Source organism: Pseudoalteromonas ruthenica (assembly GCF_008808095.1).
GTDB lineage: Bacteria > Pseudomonadota > Gammaproteobacteria > Enterobacterales > Alteromonadaceae > Pseudoalteromonas > Pseudoalteromonas ruthenica.
Map to the genome: position 1 here is coordinate 915,224 of NZ_CP023396.1, position 16,106 is coordinate 931,329.

Sequence of the window (16,106 nt, forward strand, 5' to 3'; positions counted from 1 at the left end):
CAGCACCCAAATCCCAATTGCAACTGGCCCATATTCAGCTCGCTGATATGGGCCTTTTTGTGATCTAACCGACTATACTTTGAGTCACATTACACCCTGACTAGCGCTGTTATTTTTTCGTTTTTATTTGGTAAATAACTCGCAACATAGAAATTTTAAACTAAATTTATAGACAGGGTTGACACCGGTGTCAAAGGTGTGAGTTAATAACCCTGACACCGGTGTCAGCTTGGTTGTGAGAGACGAGTTGGCAGCGTACCTTTGAACGGGTAAATCAAAGCTGCTCAGTACTTCATTGCCTTGGAGTCGGTATTGAAGTACTGAGCCTTTTATCCACCAACGGCAAGAAGAGCAGAATTATGTTGCATCCGCGTATTAAAGAAGTCACCGAACGAGTTATAGAGCGCAGCAAGGCGACACGCCAAGCGTATCTAGCTCGTATGAACGAAGCCAAATCTCAAGAGCGCGTTCGAGCCGGTATCGGGTGTGGCAATTTGGCCCACGTGATGGCGGCCTGTAGCAGCGACGATAAAGCCCGCTTAAGTGGCGACGAAAAACCAAACCTCGCTGTCATTAACGCCTACAATGACATGCTTTCCGCGCATGTACCTTATAAAGAATACCCTGACCTTATTAAACAAGTAGCGAAAAAGTTTGATGCCACTGCGCAAGTCGCTGGTGGCGTACCTGCGATGTGTGATGGTGTCACCCAAGGCCGTGATGGCATGGACCTTTCGTTATTCTCCCGTGATGTTATCGCTATGTCCACGGCAGTGGCATTGTCTCATGATGTATTTGATGGCGTGTTTTGCCTCGGGGTGTGCGACAAAATCGTCCCAGGCTTAGTGATTGGTGCCTTATCATTCGGCCATTTACCGGTTTACTTTTTACCTGCAGGGCCGATGCCTTCAGGCATTCCAAATAAAGAAAAAGCCCGTATTCGTCAAAAATTCGCGCAAGGATTAGTGAGTCGTGAAGAGCTCCTTAAGGCCGAGAGTGAGTCTTATCATAGTGCCGGTACATGTACCTTCTATGGCACCGCAAACTCCAACCAAATGCTAATGGAAATCATGGGCTTACATTTACCTGGAAGTTCTTTCATTAATCCTTATACAGAGTTACGCGATGGCCTCACTGCCAATGCAGTAGAAACCATGCTTAAGCAACTCGTAGAGAGTAAAGACGCAGTGCCCATGGCCGAGGTGATGAGCGAGAAAACCATCATTAATGGTCTAGTTGGTCTACTGGCGACGGGTGGTTCAACCAACCATGCCATTCACCTTGTGGCTATTGCCAAGGCTGCAGGGGTGGAATTGACGTGGAAAGACATGTCTGACCTATCTGAAATCGTGCCACTGTTGACGCGTATTTACCCCAACGGCCATGCCGATGTGAACCATTTCCAAGCCGCAGGCGGCATGGGCTTTTTAATGAAGCAACTACGTGATAAAGGCCTGTTGCATAACGATGTAAAAACCATTCTTGGAGAAGGGCTCGACCCTTACACCACTGAGCCTCGCTTAGATAAAGATAGTAACCTGATCGTTTCTGACGCCAGCGGCCCAAGCAAAGTGAAGTGGGTGCCATGCCCTGACAATTCACATGATGAGGACGTGTTACGTCCAGCGGATAATCCTTTCCATCGTAGCGGTGGTTTACAGTTATTAAGCGGTAATTTAGGTAAAGCAGTCATTAAAGTGTCTGCGGTCCAAGAGCAGCACCAAGTAGTGAGTGCGCCAGCCAAGGTGTTCTCAGATCAGGCCGAGCTTCAAGCCGCCTTTGGTCGTGGTGAACTGAACCAAGACTTTATCGCAGTTATCAAAGAGCAAGGTCCAAAAGCCAAAGGTATGCCGGAGCTACATAAGCTGACACCCGTTATGGCCAGCCTGCAAGACCAAGGTTATAAAGTGGCGATTGTCACTGACGGGCGCATGTCTGGTGCCTCAGGCAAAGTGCCTGCGGCGATTCACTTGGCGCCCGAGGCAGTTGAAGGTGGCCTAATCGCAAAAATTCGCGAAGGCGATTTAATTACCTTAGATGCGCCAAGCGGCGAGCTAAAAGTACACGTCAGCGATGAAGAGCTTGCCCAGCGTGAAGTGGAGCTGGTGCACACAGGGCCAACCTTTGGCACCGGTCGTGAGCTTTTCGCTGGTTTTAGAAATATTGTCAGCAGTGCAGATTTAGGCGCGAGCGCCTTTGCGCCAGCTTACGAACAACAATAATTGCGCTGGGAATGAGGACAAACTATGTCAATTGAACAGATTTTAACATCGGCACCGGTCGTGCCAGTGGTTGTTATCGACCGCTTAGAAGATGCCGAGCCGCTAGCGAAAGCTTTATATAACGGCGGTCTTAAAGCACTGGAGATCACCTTGCGTACTCCCGTTGCTGCAGAAGCAGTGAAGGTGATGAAACAAGCCGTTCCTGATGCGTATGTAGGCACCGGTACGGTGATTGATAAAGCCACATTTGATGCCTCTATTGCAGCCGGAGCTGACTTTATGGTTAGCCCCGGTGTTAACGACCAACTGCTAGAGCTTGCTAGCCAGTGCGATACCCCTTTCTTGCCCGGAGCGGCCACGCCAAGCGAAGTAATGAGGCTCGCTGAGCGTGGCTTCTCTTTTTTGAAGTTTTTCCCTGCCCAGGCAGCAGGAGGCCCAGCGATGCTTAAGTCTATTGGTGGGCCATTACCTGGAGTGAAGTTTTGCCCTACAGGTGGCATTAGTTTAGATACCGCACCCCAGTATTTGGCCCTTAACAACGTAGTCTGTGTGGGCGGAACTTGGATGCTAGATAAAACACTTATTGAAAAACAGGACTGGCACGCAATTGAGCAGCTCGCACGTCAAGCCAGCCAACTGAAATAGTCGAGGGGAGAGTAAGATGATTAAAGTTGCTATTAACGGATATGGCCGTATTGGTCGCAACACTTTGCGTGCACTGTACGAGTCTGGTTTAAATACTGATATTCAAATTGTTGCCATTAATGACTTGGCACCGGCGAACGTCAATGCGCACCTAACACAGTTCGATTCCGTGCACGGCCAATTTTCGCAAAAAGTAACCTTGCAAGATGATGTGATGGTGATTGGCAGTGATGAAATTAAGCTGGTACAAGAGCGTGACCCAGCGAACTTGCCGTGGGCAGAGCTGGGCGTCGATATTGTCCTTGAGTGCACAGGCTTATTTACCAAACGTGAAGGCGCCGCTAAGCACATTGAGGCGGGTGCCAAGAAGGTGATTGTCTCAGCACCAGGTACAGATATGGACGCCACCGTCGTTCATGGTGTTAACGATGATGTTCTCGATGCCAGCAGCACCATTATTTCTAATGCCTCTTGCACCACTAACTGTTTAGCACCCGTGGCCAAAGCACTCAATGACAGCATCGGTATAGAGCAAGGCAGCATGACGACGATTCATGCTTACACCAATGACCAAAATTTATCTGATGTATATCACCCCGACCTTTACCGTGCCCGTAGCGCCACGCAGTCGATGATCCCTACCAAAACTGGCGCTGCTAAGGCCGTTGGTTTGGTACTTCCAGAGCTGGCAGGCAAACTTGATGGCATGGCGGTACGAGTACCGACCATCAACGTGTCTTTGGTCGATTTGACCTTTGTTGCCAAACGCGACACCAGTGCGAGCGAAGTCAATGAAATCGTCAAAGCCGCAGCCCAAGGTGCGATGAGCCAAGTGCTTGATTATAACGAGCTACCGCTGGTTTCCATCGATTTTAATCATAATCCTGCATCATCAGTGTTTGATTCAACGCAAACCAAGGTCGATGGTAAATTGGTTAAAGTAATGGCTTGGTACGACAACGAATGGGGATTCTCAAATCGGATGTTAGACCAAGTGAAAAACTTAGCACAGTTTTTATAGTTCCATTGTTGTTAAGTGAAGCCGCCTAGAGCGGCTTTTTTTATGCTTGGCATTTTGACTTGTAGTTGAAGCCAACTATGCTCTTAACTACGCCAACTCTATAAATCAATACATTGAAATTACAACGTTTTGCAACCTGGCTTTTGGGCTCAGCTGTCCTCATTATTGGCTCCTTAATTGCCGCCACAACTTATGTCTACTTTAGTTTGCACACCTTAACTGACGTGCAGCGTCAGGTGCAGCAATATCAGTATTCTGTAGACCGATTAGTGATATTAAAAAACGAGCTGCTACTGAATCGCGACGAAGCCAGCGTGCAGGCACTGCATCGGCAAATAGACAGTCATATTGCCGCGCAATTAAGTAATCCTTTTAATGCCCAAACGCATGCCCAATCTGCACTTATCACTGAAACTCAGCAGGCCCTAGAGGAATACATAGCACACCTTAATACCTTGGTGAGTTTGTTAACGCGTATGGGACTCAATGAGGATAAAGGTCTACGCCAGCACTTTCGTGCCCAAGCACATAAACTGCAAGAGTTAGCCGAAGAGCAGAACAACCTCATTCTAAACAACGAAGTATTAGAGCTAAGAAGGCGTGAAAAGGATTACTTAATGCGCTTTGATGACCAGAACCTAGCGCAGCATCGCCAGCATTATGACGCTATACTCACCCTTATAGAGCGCCAGCAACTAGGCAATAGTGCGTCTCGTATACTTAAAAGTTATGGGCAAAACTTTGCAGAAGTGGTGGCGCTGTTTAACCGCATTGGTGTGCATGGTGATGAGGGAATAAGGCAGACGTTAAGGCAGCAGGAAAGCCGCATCGAGGACTTACTGCAGCGACTCGATATTCAATATACGCAAACACAAATCGATGATGCGTTGCTTGCGATTACGGCCACCTTGGTAGTTGTGGTTCTTGTTGCCGTGGTGCTGTTAGCGTTCTTGCAGCTTCTGAGTATGCGCGTCAATGATTCACTCACGCGCTTACACCGGCAAATCAGGCAAGTCATGGACGAAGAGGACTTCTCCTCACGCACTGGCCTAGATGGGCGTGATGAAATAGGGCGGTTGGGTCAGGATATCGATCAACTCTTTGCCTTTATTGAAGAACTTCTTGAACGCTTAGCGAACGCACAAAATAAGCTGGTAGAGGAGGCTAAGCTCGCCAGTTTAGGCAGTATGGTCAGTGGCTTTGCCCATGAACTTAATACGCCAATTGGCGTTGCCATTACTAGCCAGTCATTGTTGAAAGATCAATTTTCCTTACTGAAAACAGATTTTTCCACCGGAAAGTTGAAAAAACACACTCTCAGCGCACTTATTGATAACGCCGAGCAATCGTTAGCGCTGTTGGAAAATAACCTCAATCGCAGCGCCAGTTTGATTGATACATTTAAAATGATGGCGGCACAAAACCAGTATGACAAAGAAGGCCTATTTAACGTGCGCACAACTGTGAGTCATATCATGACTAGTTTGCAGTCTGAGTTTGATTCGGCTGTGGCTATCTACCACATTGATATTGATGAGCAGCTTGAGATAATTTCTTCACCCGCAGCGCTGACCCATATTATAACCTGCTGTGTGCGCAATTGCTTGATGCATGGTAAGACAAGCGGGCGCACGCTGGAAGTCGGTATCAGAGTGAAAGTGCAAAATAGCGCGTTGCACGTGTTTATAGAAGACAATGGGCCCGGCATTGAGGAGTCGTTATTGAGCAAAGCATTTGAGCCTTTCATTACCACCAAGCGTCATGAAGGTAGCACAGGGTTGGGTTTGGCGATTGTCTACAACCTAGTCCGTAGTAATTTAGATGGCCAAATCACCTTGCACAACCTACCACAACGAGGTTTAAGCGTGCATGTAACCTTCACGCCTAAGTCTATCCAGCGCGGATAGCTTATATGTAACTTTCCGTATATACGTTATTGCATATATCCAACCTTAAGGGTAAGCTAGGTATATTCGATATTTCGTATATATAGTCTATGGCTGTACTTTTTTTTAAAGCGCTCAGTGATGATACCCGTCTACAGACGTGTTTACTTATTGCCGAGCAAAAAGAGCTGTGTGTGTGCGAGTTGGTTTGCGCCTTGGCACTGAGCCAGCCGAAAATATCTCGCCATTTGGCGCTGCTAAAAGAGGCGGGAGTGTTGGCGACACGCCGAGACCGTCAATGGGTGTATTATCGTATCGACACCAGCCAACCCCAGTGGCGGCAGCAGATTATAGCCACCACGCTAAATAACCAAGCAGAATTAATAGAAGATGCACTGGCGCGATTACAGGCAATGGATAATCGCCCTTCGTGCTGCGATTGATGGAGAAAACCATGACATTGAAAGTAGGCGTTAATGGCTTTGGCCGCATGGGACGGTTGGTGTTGCGCGCAGCGTATGACTGGCCGGAAATAGAGTTTGTTCATATCAACGACCCCGCAGGTGATGCTGCTACGCTCGCGCACTTATTGGAATTTGATTCGGTGCACGGACGTTGGCAATACCCAGTTAGCGCTGATGATGAGGCTCTGTGCATCAATGAGCAGCGTATCCAATGCAGCGCCAATAAAGCCATTGGCGATACCGACTGGTCGCAGTGTGATATTGTTATTGAAGCGTCCGGGAAGATGAAAAGTACTGAATTGCTGCGCCAGTATCTCGCTCAAGGGGTGCGTAAAGTCGTGGTCACCGCTCCGGTTAAAGAACAAGGCGTCCTGAATGTGGTGATGGGCGTTAATGATGCGCTGTATTGCCCAGATAGCCATGATATTGTCACTGCGGCTTCATGCACCACCAATTGCCTCGCGCCGGTGGTTAAAGTGCTGCAGGATAAAATTGGTATTAAGCATGGCTCCATGACTACCATCCACGATATCACCAATACGCAAACGATTTTGGATGCCCCTCATAAGGACTTACGTCGAGCGCGCGCCTGTGGTATGAGCCTGATCCCAACCACCACCGGCTCGGCCACAGCCATCACCCATATCTTTCCTGAACTTAAAGGCAAGCTCAACGGTCACGCAGTGCGAGTGCCCCTAGCGAATGCATCGATCACCGACTGTGTGTTTGAGCTTAACCGTGAAACCACAGAACAAGAGTTAAATGCCTGGTTTAAAGAGGCAGCTCAGGGCGAGCTCAAGGGCATCCTGGGTTATGAAGAAAAGCCGCTGGTATCAATAGACTACCGCACCGATCCGCGTTCAAGCATCGTTGATGCCCTGTCGACCATGGTGGTCAATGGCACCCAGGCGAAGTTGTACTTGTGGTATGACAACGAGTGGGGTTATGCCAATCGCACCGCCGAGCTGATGCGCAAAGTCGGCAATAGCCTGTAGGGACCCGCTATGAATACATCGCCAATTCAGCAGTATGGCGTGATCACCGCAAATTATTGGGCCTTTACGCTCAGCGATGGCGCCCTGCGCATGCTGGTGGTTCTGTACTTCTACCAGCTTGGCTATGCGCCCTTGGCCATTGCCATGCTGTTTTTGTTTTACGAGTTTTTTGGCGTGGTAACCAACCTTGTGGGGGGCTGGCTAGGGGCTCGTATCGGCCTCAATCGCACCATGCAAATAGGCATGGCATTGCAACTGATTGCCCTGGCCATGTTGTTAGTGGACAAAAGCTGGCTCAGTGTGCCCTGGGTAATGGCGGCGCAAGCACTCAGTGGCATTGCCAAAGATCTCAATAAAATGAGCGCGAAAAGTGCCATTAAAACCGTGGTCAGTGACACACAACAAGGGCGTTTATACCGCTGGATAGCGCTACTTACCGGGTCTAAAAATGCCTTAAAAGGGGCGGGCTACTTTGCCGGTGGTACGCTGCTGTCGTTACTCGGTTTTAGCGGTGCGGTGATTGCGTTAATGGCCGTGGTGGGTGCTGGCTTTATCCTCAGTGCCTTGCTGCTCGGTGAGGATCTAGGTCGTAGTAAGTTTAAACCTAAGTTTCGACAATTGTTTTCTAAGAACGCGGCACTGAATCGCCTAGCAGCTGCGCGTATGTTGCTTTTTGCTTCTCGCGATGTCTGGTTTGTGGTGGCCTTACCGGTGTTTTTTATTAGTGAGCTTGGTTGGCAACACACCGAGGTTGGCAGTTTTATGGCACTGTGGATTATTGGCTATGGCGTAGTGCAAAGTATCGCGCCGCGCTTGAGCCGTCATGCCCGTGTATCGGTGTTTCACCAAGCAACCGCATTTAGTGCATTGTTGACGCTAACAACGGCGCTGTTAATAGCGGTGTGGTTGCTGTTTGTCACCACCCAGAGTGTGCAAAATATTGTCTTGGTGGTCGGGTTATTGTGTTTTGGTGCGGTGTTTGCGGTTAACTCATCGCTGCATAGTTACCTGGTTGTCAAACTCGCAGACAGAGATGCGGTGTCTTTGGATGTGGGCTTTTATTACATGGCCAACGCCATGGGAAGGCTTATTGGCACCGTGTTATCGGGTTGGTTATACCAACAAAGCGGACTACTGGCTTGTTTAGTCAGCGCGTTATTGATGCAAATAGCCACCTGGTGGGTGACCCGAAAGATAGCTTAAATACGCGGCCAAGCATTCGCTTGTGGCCGCTTTGATATTCTTTTTTTGCTGTCAGCACGGCCGTTTTGTTTTTCAATCAAGGGCAACCGCACACACTCTTTTACATTTTTCGCCGAACTTTTTGTGCTCGCGCCCACCTAAGGCAAAAAGGAGTGAACCATGTCTCAACCAGCTAAACGCCGCCATTGGGCTGCGCAATTAATTAAGAACAACCGTGGATTTATCTGTTTTATTATCGGCATGTCGGTATTTCGCAGCGCTTTTGCTGATTGGTATACCGTGCCGACGGGCTCTATGCTGCCAACAATAGAAGTGGGTGACCGTATTACCGTGAATAAGATGGCTTATGATTTGCGCGTCCCTTTTAGTGATGTTTCACTGTTACGAATGGGCGAGCCAGAGCGTGGCGATATTGTGGTGTTTGATTCCAAGGCAGCTGATAACCGCCTCATTAAGCGTGTTGTGGGAGTGCCAGGCGATACCATCGCTATGCACGATGAGGTGTTAATTATCAATGGCCAGGCGCAGCGTTATAAGGTGACAAAGGAGAACGCTAAGGCGTTATTTGCCACCGAGTTGCTCGGTGACCTCGCCCATGCCATTCGTATTGATAAAACCCGTGCCATGCATGCTGGTAACTTTGCGCCGATACTTATCCCCAACGATCACTATTTAATGATGGGCGATAACCGCCGTAACAGTGCCGACTCTCGCTACTATGGCTTAGTGCCACGGGGAGAGTTAAAAGGGAAAGCTCATCACGTGGCCTTTTCTTTGGACTATGACCATTATTACCTGCCTAAGCGAGAGCGCTTTGGTGAATCCTTATACAGCTACAGTGAGTAAGCGATGAACACCCTAGGCATTATTGGCGGCATGAGCTGGCAAAGTACACAAAGTTACTATCAACTTATAAATCAAGGCGTGGCGCAGCGATTAGGGGGGGCTGCACAGTGCTCAATTAATTCTCAATAGTGTCGACTTTGCCACTATTGCGCAGCTACAGCACGACAATCAGTGGTCGCAACTGGCAGATCGCCTCGGCTATGCTGCAACACAGTTACAGCGTGCAGGTGCTGACTGTGTGCTTATCGCCACCAACACCATGCATAAAGTCGCCGATGAGGTAAGCGCCCATATTGATATACCACTTTTACATATCGTTGATGCGGTCGGTGAAGCGCTGCAACAACAGGGAATTACCACCGTAGGTCTGTTGGGCACGGCGTTTACCATGGAACAGCCTTTTTACCGCCAGCGCTTGTATGAGCAGTTCGATATCAGTGTCCTAGTGCCGAATGCTCAGCAGCGCCAGCGCGTTCACGAGGTAATTTACCAGCAATTGTGTAAAGGGCATATATGTCAGCAGGCCAAGTCTGATTACCTAAACATTGTCACTGAGCTCGGCCACCAAGGAGCTCAAGGCGTCGTCTTAGGGTGTACAGAAATCGGGTTGTTGCTAAAGCAACAAGACACCGCCATGGCATTATTTGACACCACGGCACTGCATGCGCAAGCGGCGGTCAATTTTGCCTTGCGCTAAATGGCACAGCAGTGTGTCTAGTCAATTATATAAAAGGAGAACACCACCAACCATAAGATTTGCCAGCCGTAACTCAAACGTTGATATAGGCCTGGGTAAGTGCGTGCTTTAAAAGCTAGATGAAGCTGATAGCAAAAATATAAGCAGGCGCAGACACACAGTAGCGAGAATCCCCGCATAAGCGATGTGAACTCCGATGATAACGCGACTATGCTCGGGGCAATGAGCAAGGAAAGCAACATCAGCGCCCCACAATAGGAGTGAATGGTGCAGCTCAGGGTGGGGTGCTCAGTATAGGGGTCGCTATCCATCGCAAACAGCCCGCATCCCCAGGTTGATACCCCATGCACAATGACTAAGATGCCGATACTCAGATAGGCCAGTGAACCGTCGCTGACGCTGATGACATAAGCGCCAAACAGAGTAAAGAGCAGCCCTAATGGATAATTATTTATCAGCGGTGAGAGGGTATGTGTCGGGCTGCCTGTGGCGCCAAGCTCGCTACAAAACTGGCGAGTATGGCTGTATTGAGGATAGAACAGTGACGCAACATAGACCCCAGTGATGAGCCAGATAGAGGCAGCGATCCCCGAATATTGCACTATGCTTTGCATCGTTTTCTTCCCTGATTCGTTACTATTAACGTGTAGCCATCAAAGTATCACTTTTTACTTAATCACACATGATAAACGCTTTTTGAGTCTGGTCACTGCGAGCACCGGCTAGTTGAGCAACTTGGAGTAGCTCAGGGGTTATTGCAAATTCGGCCCCCGTGCCTGGCCAATAGAAATCACTCGGGATGGCAGCGTTCTCATTTAAGCACAGTGTCAGTAACACCGGCACTGCGGGGAGTACCGCTTCTTCGCCTTTTTCCACCGCCATCGCGTAGCTGATATCACCACTTTGTTGTCCTCGTATCGGGGTGATAATCTCGCCACGGTAGATATGCCACACCAAAGCCTTATCATCGGCAATACTGCTGATGCTGTGCACGCGCACCACTGCGCTAAAGGGAGTTTGTTGTATACTTCTTTGCAAAAAACCTTGCTGGGCATCAAGCACACTCGGGCTTGGCGCTTGCCCAGCATAACTGCAATTAAGCGGCAAAAACGCCGCGACTAACAAAGACAACACTCCTTTTCTCACTCTATGCTCCTAGCGTGGTAGCTAATTTAAAGGCGACAGAAATAAGTGCCTTCCATCGCAGTCATTTTTTAGCTAGCTTGGTCTTGCTCTACTTTAATCCAGTCACGCTCGTCAACCCAGTTCTGTTTACCATCACCTAGGGTGCGAATCGGGACGATATAGTCGCAGCTTATTTGCGGCTTCACCGAAGCAAAAATAGGCACAAAGCCAAAGCTCAGTGCGGTTTCAATGATCGCCTGTTGGTTTTGTGGGTCAATATCAGCCGCTTCATCAATATATAAAGGCACGCGATACAGGCTCTTTTCTTTGTCGGATAGCAAATGGCGTATAAATAGCATGCCACATAGCAGTTTAATGGTGATACGGGTGCCATTGGAGCCAGCGGAGTCTATTTTATCGAAGTACTCGGTTTCGCCAGCGCGATTAATCACCTGAAAGCGAATATCGAATAAATCACTCAATGTCAGCCCAGCCTTTTCCGAGGCGAGCTTAATTAACTGATCTTTCGCCTCATTCACCTGCGACTCGTTGATATGCTGCTCTGAGAGTAAATCAAGGCTGTCACCTTGTTCATACAGATCAGAGGTCGCCAAAATGGTATCAATGCTTTGCACTAGCATCTGCCTAGGCAGCACATCAATTTTAAAGCCTTGCAGGTTAGAGATTTGCTGCTCACTGATACCATCGTTAAATAACCGCATCTCTGCCGTTAACCTATCCAGGTCTTGGCGTAACCCTTTGATCGTTGCCGCTACCTCGGTGAGGGCCACACGGGCTTGGCGGTTGACGGCTTCGCGTTCGTTATCAATGTTGTGATAGGCACTGATGAGCTTTTGGTATTTACTCAGCTCATCGCTTTCGTTGTCGAACTTGGTAATCCCGGCATTGTAGATGTGTAAGTAGGTGTTGCGAATATTAATATCGAAGTTGCGCAGCTCCTGACAATCTTTGTTAAAGGTATGAATGGTGTCAGCCAGTGAATCAAAATCAAAGTTAATGTCGATTAAGTACGGCGTCACCTTACCGTCTACAACATCTAGCGTGTGGTCGATACGCTCGCTTTTAACCTGCTCTAAGCGTGCCTTTTGTCGTGCCAGGGCTTCTATCTTGGAGTTCACTATTGCGCGGCTATCGGCAATCCCCGCTGCACTTTGCTGTACCTCGCTGAGATAACCATCCACCTCTTCCTGTTCGGCGTTCAGGGTCTCCATCAGTGCCTGCTGCGCTTGCTGCGAGCGCTGCATCACCTGGTATTGCTCATAGCGCTTTAATGCCGCCTCTTGGGCCATCAACTGTTCATAAAGGGCGTCACGCTCAGCTTGTTTGCCGGCGACATCGGCGGCTACGTCACGCTGCGCTTTTAAATCGGTTAATGAATGCTCCAATGACTGCAATTGCTCGGTGAGCTGTGCTTTATCGGCGCCACTTTGCATTTGCACCACAGGCAGCTTTTTAAGCTTGATGGTGGCACCGGGCAGCACTAATTCGCCGCCGCGTATCGCCTCGCTCAACAGGCTTAAGAAGTCGCCAAAGGCGTGCTCATCGTCAATGCTAATTTCGCCGCCGCTGGTGGTGGCAAAAGAGAGCAAGTCTGGGTTTAAAATGCGCGAAATTTCTTCAACCTCTTTAAGCGATAAATCTTCGCGCATGCGAGTAAACAGGTTGTACTCAAGGTTTTTGAGTTGCAATTTCAGGCTTTTGATTTGCTTTTGCGTTTCCTTAATACGGAAATCTAAGGTGTGTAAGCTTTGTCCTTCGGCGCTTTTCAGCGAGTGACTAAGGGTTTCATATTCACCCTTCAGTGCTTTGAGCTCGCTGTGTAAGGTATCACTGTTGGCGAGTTCAAACTCATGATGCAGGGCATCGAAATCACTAAACCAGGCGTTGAGTTCGGTCATTTTGCGCTCAATATCCCGAGATTGTTGCACATATAAACGCTGTTTTTGCTCAAACTCGTGCTTTTGCGATTCAATGGCCGAGAGTTGCTCATTGAGCTCGTCATTTTGCGCCTCGAAGTACTCAGCATACTCGCCCAAGGCAACATCTATTTTCGGCCCATAGGCACCCAGCTTCCCCTTGAGTGCGCTTTGATGTTCCAGCATATTTTCCAAGGCGGCAATGGGCTCTTGCATGGTCTCTAAGGCATTGAGCTCGCGGCGGGCTCGGTTAACCTTATCAAAGGCGCGTTGCCACACTTCGTAGAAGTCTACATGGGCGTTGGACATATGGCGTTCAAACACACGCAGCATAAAGCGTTTAACATCGCCGGCCCCGAGCTTATGAAGATTAAGCATACGGCGAAAAATTTCTTTGTAAGTAGGTGCGTCGCTGACATTATTAAGCGGGATCATGCGTAAATTGATATCGCCGTCAAAGGGTGTAGCACCGCCAATCAGCAAGGCATTGAGCTCTTGCGCCTTAAGCTCGAGCGGCTGGTAGCCTATGTCTTGTAAATGCTTAAATAACCGGGTGTACTTAACGATGCGTTTATTGTCGGTAAAATCCTCTAAATTTAAAGCGCCGTTATAGCAAAAGTACTGATGAGCGAAACCGGCGATTTTACCTAGCCCAGCGACGCCGATAACCACTTTGCCATGGGGAAGATCAGCCTCCAATAAAATGTAGGATTGGTCGGAGGCAAAATAGAACTTACGAGTTTCCTCTAAGTTATGGCCATCCCACTCGGTGAGCCGCAAATCGTTAATCAAAGGAAACTGTAAGGCATTAATGACCGAGCTTTTTCCGGTATTATTAGGGGCACATATGGAGCTACTTTTATGCAAGGGGATAACGCACTTGGCATAGTCGGCGGTATTTAACAACGCGAGTTTGCTTAATCCGTGTAACTGCTGCATTTATAGCTCCTCGGCGCTTTCAAGCGCATCACTGTTTACTTCTAATAGGGCATCTAAATAGCGGTGGATGGGCGCGAGTAGGCGAAAGGCATGGTCTTTTTCTTTGCATAGCCCTAAGCGCACCATGCGCATTAACACGTCTTTGCGCAGGTCGGTGCCGGAGAAAATCTCCAGTTGGTCAAACAGCACCTTGTTGTGCAATACCAACTCTTGGCATAGCTCTAAATCCACCTCACTGTCGAATAGCGCACGCATTGGATCTTTACCGGCATTGGCGTAGTGTTCGATTAAGGTGTAGATAAAAAGCGCGATGGCCCGCGATATTTTACCCATATTGGCGGTGCCTTCATCCATAGCGAAGTAATAAAAGCCTCGCGCATCATGCACAAGGGTGTGGCCTAAGGCCGTAAATAACAGCTCGTATTGGTCTCGCTGTTGGTCTAGCTCTTGCCAGGCCAAGTTGTCTTGCTCGCTGACGTGGTAGCCACTGACTAGTTTTTTGTTAATGTAATGCAGTTGCGTTAGCTGCGATAAATCAATCTGACTCATACCGGGTCATTACTCTCATTAGTGGGCTCGCTGGCGGCAACGAAGGGATACAAGGTAAAGCGCTTGCCAGCGAAGGTCTTCTGTTCGGGGTGGGTATCTTGCTCGAGTGCTAAGCTCGCGTCGTTAATAAGCTTTTGATACAGGTAAAGTAGCTCATCGGCTTCTAGTTCTGGGTAGGAGCCACTGAGTACATCGATAACCTGTTGTTTGCCTGCGCGCTTTTTATTGTTGCTTTTAAACAGAGCGCGCACATCGCCATAAGCGGGGATCGCTGGTGGCGTATAGGGCGCAGCTTGGTCGCCATCGGGCAGCTCAAAGTCGTGCTCTTCAAATTCAGCCAACCCTGCCATATAGGCTGTTAGCTGAGCATTACTGCCGAGCTGGTGGCGCATCGGATCGGAGGCGAAAAACGGCTGGTGGGCACTCATAACCGTGTCTAACCCGCGCTTTCTTATGTGTGCCAGCACTTTTGCTGCCTGACGGGTGATCAATGTGTTTTGTCGTAACTCCTCACGCAGTGGCATAAGAATATCGGCGCTGTGACGCAAGCTTTGCTGACCTACTTGATGCATATCGAGGATGCGGGTGCGCAGCTGCTCAAGCATGCGAATACTGGCGCTGTCACGACCACTTTGCTTTAGTGTGTACAAGTGCGCGCTGAGGCCTTGCTCAATGGCATCAAAACACAGCTGAAATGGGCCGTTGATATCGAGCATGGCTAACATCGGCTCAATGTACTCATCGAACGCTTCAATAACGGCTTTGTAGCGTTTTGCCAGCGACAAGTGCGAGGCGTCAGACTTGGCTTGCTCAACCAAGTTGTAAATGGCATTTTCGTTATGTCGATAGAGCTTAACGATTTTGCGAACCCGTTCATCCATAATCCGGCTGTAACGACTAATATCCATGTAATCAGCATCATCTACCGCTTGTGCCAATTTAGTGCTCAAGCGTTGCAGGTCTTCCACCAAAACGTGAATCTCTGCGGCCACACCGAGACTTTCATCTTGCAGCAAGTAAGCGGCAAAATCACTAATGGCGCGGTTAATCTCCAACTGCGAAGACTTGGCCAAGGGCACCAAGATATCTTGATTGAGTAGGCGGTTGGTTTCTTTGTATATTTGCGCGCCGGAATAATGGGGAAAGTGCTGCTTCACTATACTCTGCACTTCTTTAATACTGAAATCGCCCATCTTGTAGCGTTTAATCAGAGTTTCCAGCACCGGCCATAGCTCTGTCAGCGTATTGAGAACGCGCTTGGCTAGTATCATGTTATGTATTCTTTGTGCTTGGCAATGGGGAGCGATTATAACGAAAGCGAACTAAGGGTAAAACAGCTTTTGCGCCGTTGCGCAAGCTTTACACGAGGGGAGTAAAAAAATTGTCATATTAGCGTATTTGGTAATAGCCCCGGGACATAAGCGGTGTTAGAATTCGCGCCGCTTGCAGACCAAAAACCTGTTATTGGTCTGACAATTAACCCAGGGTACTCCTAAGTTTGTTTTTTGTAGCGCGGGTGTGTGCATACGGGCAGTAAACTTAGCAGTATTGTTCTATTCGCCTATAGCAAGGAAAAA

At 48.7% G+C, this 16,106-nt stretch carries 13 protein-coding genes and 1 pseudogene; 9 read left to right on the top strand and 5 right to left on the bottom strand.

Annotated elements, in window-relative coordinates:
• Positions 1–359 precede the first annotated feature (359 nt).
• The 9 genes and pseudogenes from edd (at position 360) to PRUTH_RS04405 (ending at position 9,979) form a co-directional block, all read left to right on the top strand.
• The gene (gene edd, locus PRUTH_RS04365; protein ID WP_045978380.1) at positions 360–2,222 is read left to right on the top strand and encodes a phosphogluconate dehydratase; all 1,863 of its coding nucleotides are present in this window, start codon (positions 360–362) and stop codon (positions 2,220–2,222) included.
• A gap of 24 nt (positions 2,223–2,246) precedes the next feature.
• Complete coding sequence (locus PRUTH_RS04370) at positions 2,247–2,867, top strand: bifunctional 4-hydroxy-2-oxoglutarate aldolase/2-dehydro-3-deoxy-phosphogluconate aldolase (protein WP_022945107.1); 621 nt, start codon at positions 2,247–2,249, stop codon at positions 2,865–2,867.
• 16 nt (positions 2,868–2,883) lie between these two features.
• Positions 2,884–3,888, top strand: a complete 1,005-nt coding sequence (gene gap, locus PRUTH_RS04375) for a type I glyceraldehyde-3-phosphate dehydrogenase (protein ID WP_022945108.1) — start codon at positions 2,884–2,886, stop codon at positions 3,886–3,888.
• 113 nt (positions 3,889–4,001) lie between these two features.
• Positions 4,002–5,795: a sensor histidine kinase gene (locus PRUTH_RS04380; RefSeq protein WP_151172617.1), complete on the top strand. Its 1,794-nt coding sequence runs from the start codon at positions 4,002–4,004 to the stop codon at positions 5,793–5,795.
• 89 nt (positions 5,796–5,884) lie between these two features.
• Positions 5,885–6,217, top strand: coding sequence for a metalloregulator ArsR/SmtB family transcription factor (locus PRUTH_RS04385; RefSeq protein ID WP_151172618.1), 333 nt, complete (start codon positions 5,885–5,887; stop codon positions 6,215–6,217).
• Between the two features lie 11 nt (positions 6,218–6,228).
• Positions 6,229–7,233, top strand: a complete 1,005-nt coding sequence (locus PRUTH_RS04390) for an ArsJ-associated glyceraldehyde-3-phosphate dehydrogenase (protein WP_151172619.1) — start codon at positions 6,229–6,231, stop codon at positions 7,231–7,233.
• A 9-nt stretch (positions 7,234–7,242) separates the two neighbouring features.
• Positions 7,243–8,436, top strand: coding sequence for an organoarsenical effux MFS transporter ArsJ (gene arsJ / locus PRUTH_RS04395; RefSeq protein ID WP_151172620.1), 1,194 nt, complete (start codon positions 7,243–7,245; stop codon positions 8,434–8,436).
• 159 nt (positions 8,437–8,595) lie between these two features.
• Positions 8,596–9,282, top strand: coding sequence for a signal peptidase I (lepB, locus tag PRUTH_RS04400; protein WP_151172621.1), 687 nt, complete (start codon positions 8,596–8,598; stop codon positions 9,280–9,282).
• Positions 9,283–9,285: 3 nt separating this feature from the next.
• Positions 9,286–9,979, top strand: a pseudogene (locus tag PRUTH_RS04405) (aspartate/glutamate racemase family protein).
• A gap of 17 nt (positions 9,980–9,996) precedes the next feature.
• Here the strand turns inward: PRUTH_RS04405 and PRUTH_RS04410 are convergent.
• From PRUTH_RS04410 to PRUTH_RS04430, 5 genes are all read right to left on the bottom strand, one after another.
• The gene (locus tag PRUTH_RS04410; protein WP_151172622.1) at positions 9,997–10,593 is read right to left on the bottom strand and encodes a DUF998 domain-containing protein; all 597 of its coding nucleotides are present in this window, start codon (positions 10,591–10,593) and stop codon (positions 9,997–9,999) included.
• Between the two features lie 58 nt (positions 10,594–10,651).
• On the bottom strand, positions 10,652–11,125 hold the full coding sequence (locus PRUTH_RS04415) for a hypothetical protein (protein WP_151172623.1): 474 nt from the start codon (positions 11,123–11,125) through the stop codon (positions 10,652–10,654).
• Positions 11,126–11,193: 68 nt separating this feature from the next.
• Complete coding sequence (locus PRUTH_RS04420; RefSeq protein ID WP_151172624.1) at positions 11,194–13,980, bottom strand: Mks condensin complex protein MksF; 2,787 nt, start codon at positions 13,978–13,980, stop codon at positions 11,194–11,196.
• Positions 13,981–14,529, bottom strand: a complete 549-nt coding sequence (locus PRUTH_RS04425; RefSeq protein WP_151172625.1) for a condensin complex protein MksE — start codon at positions 14,527–14,529, stop codon at positions 13,981–13,983.
• Positions 14,526–15,800, bottom strand: coding sequence for an MksB family condensin complex protein (locus PRUTH_RS04430; RefSeq protein ID WP_138547429.1), 1,275 nt, complete (start codon positions 15,798–15,800; stop codon positions 14,526–14,528). Before PRUTH_RS04430 ends, PRUTH_RS04425 begins: the two co-directional genes overlap by 4 nt.
• Between the last annotated feature and the right edge of the window lie 306 nt (positions 15,801–16,106).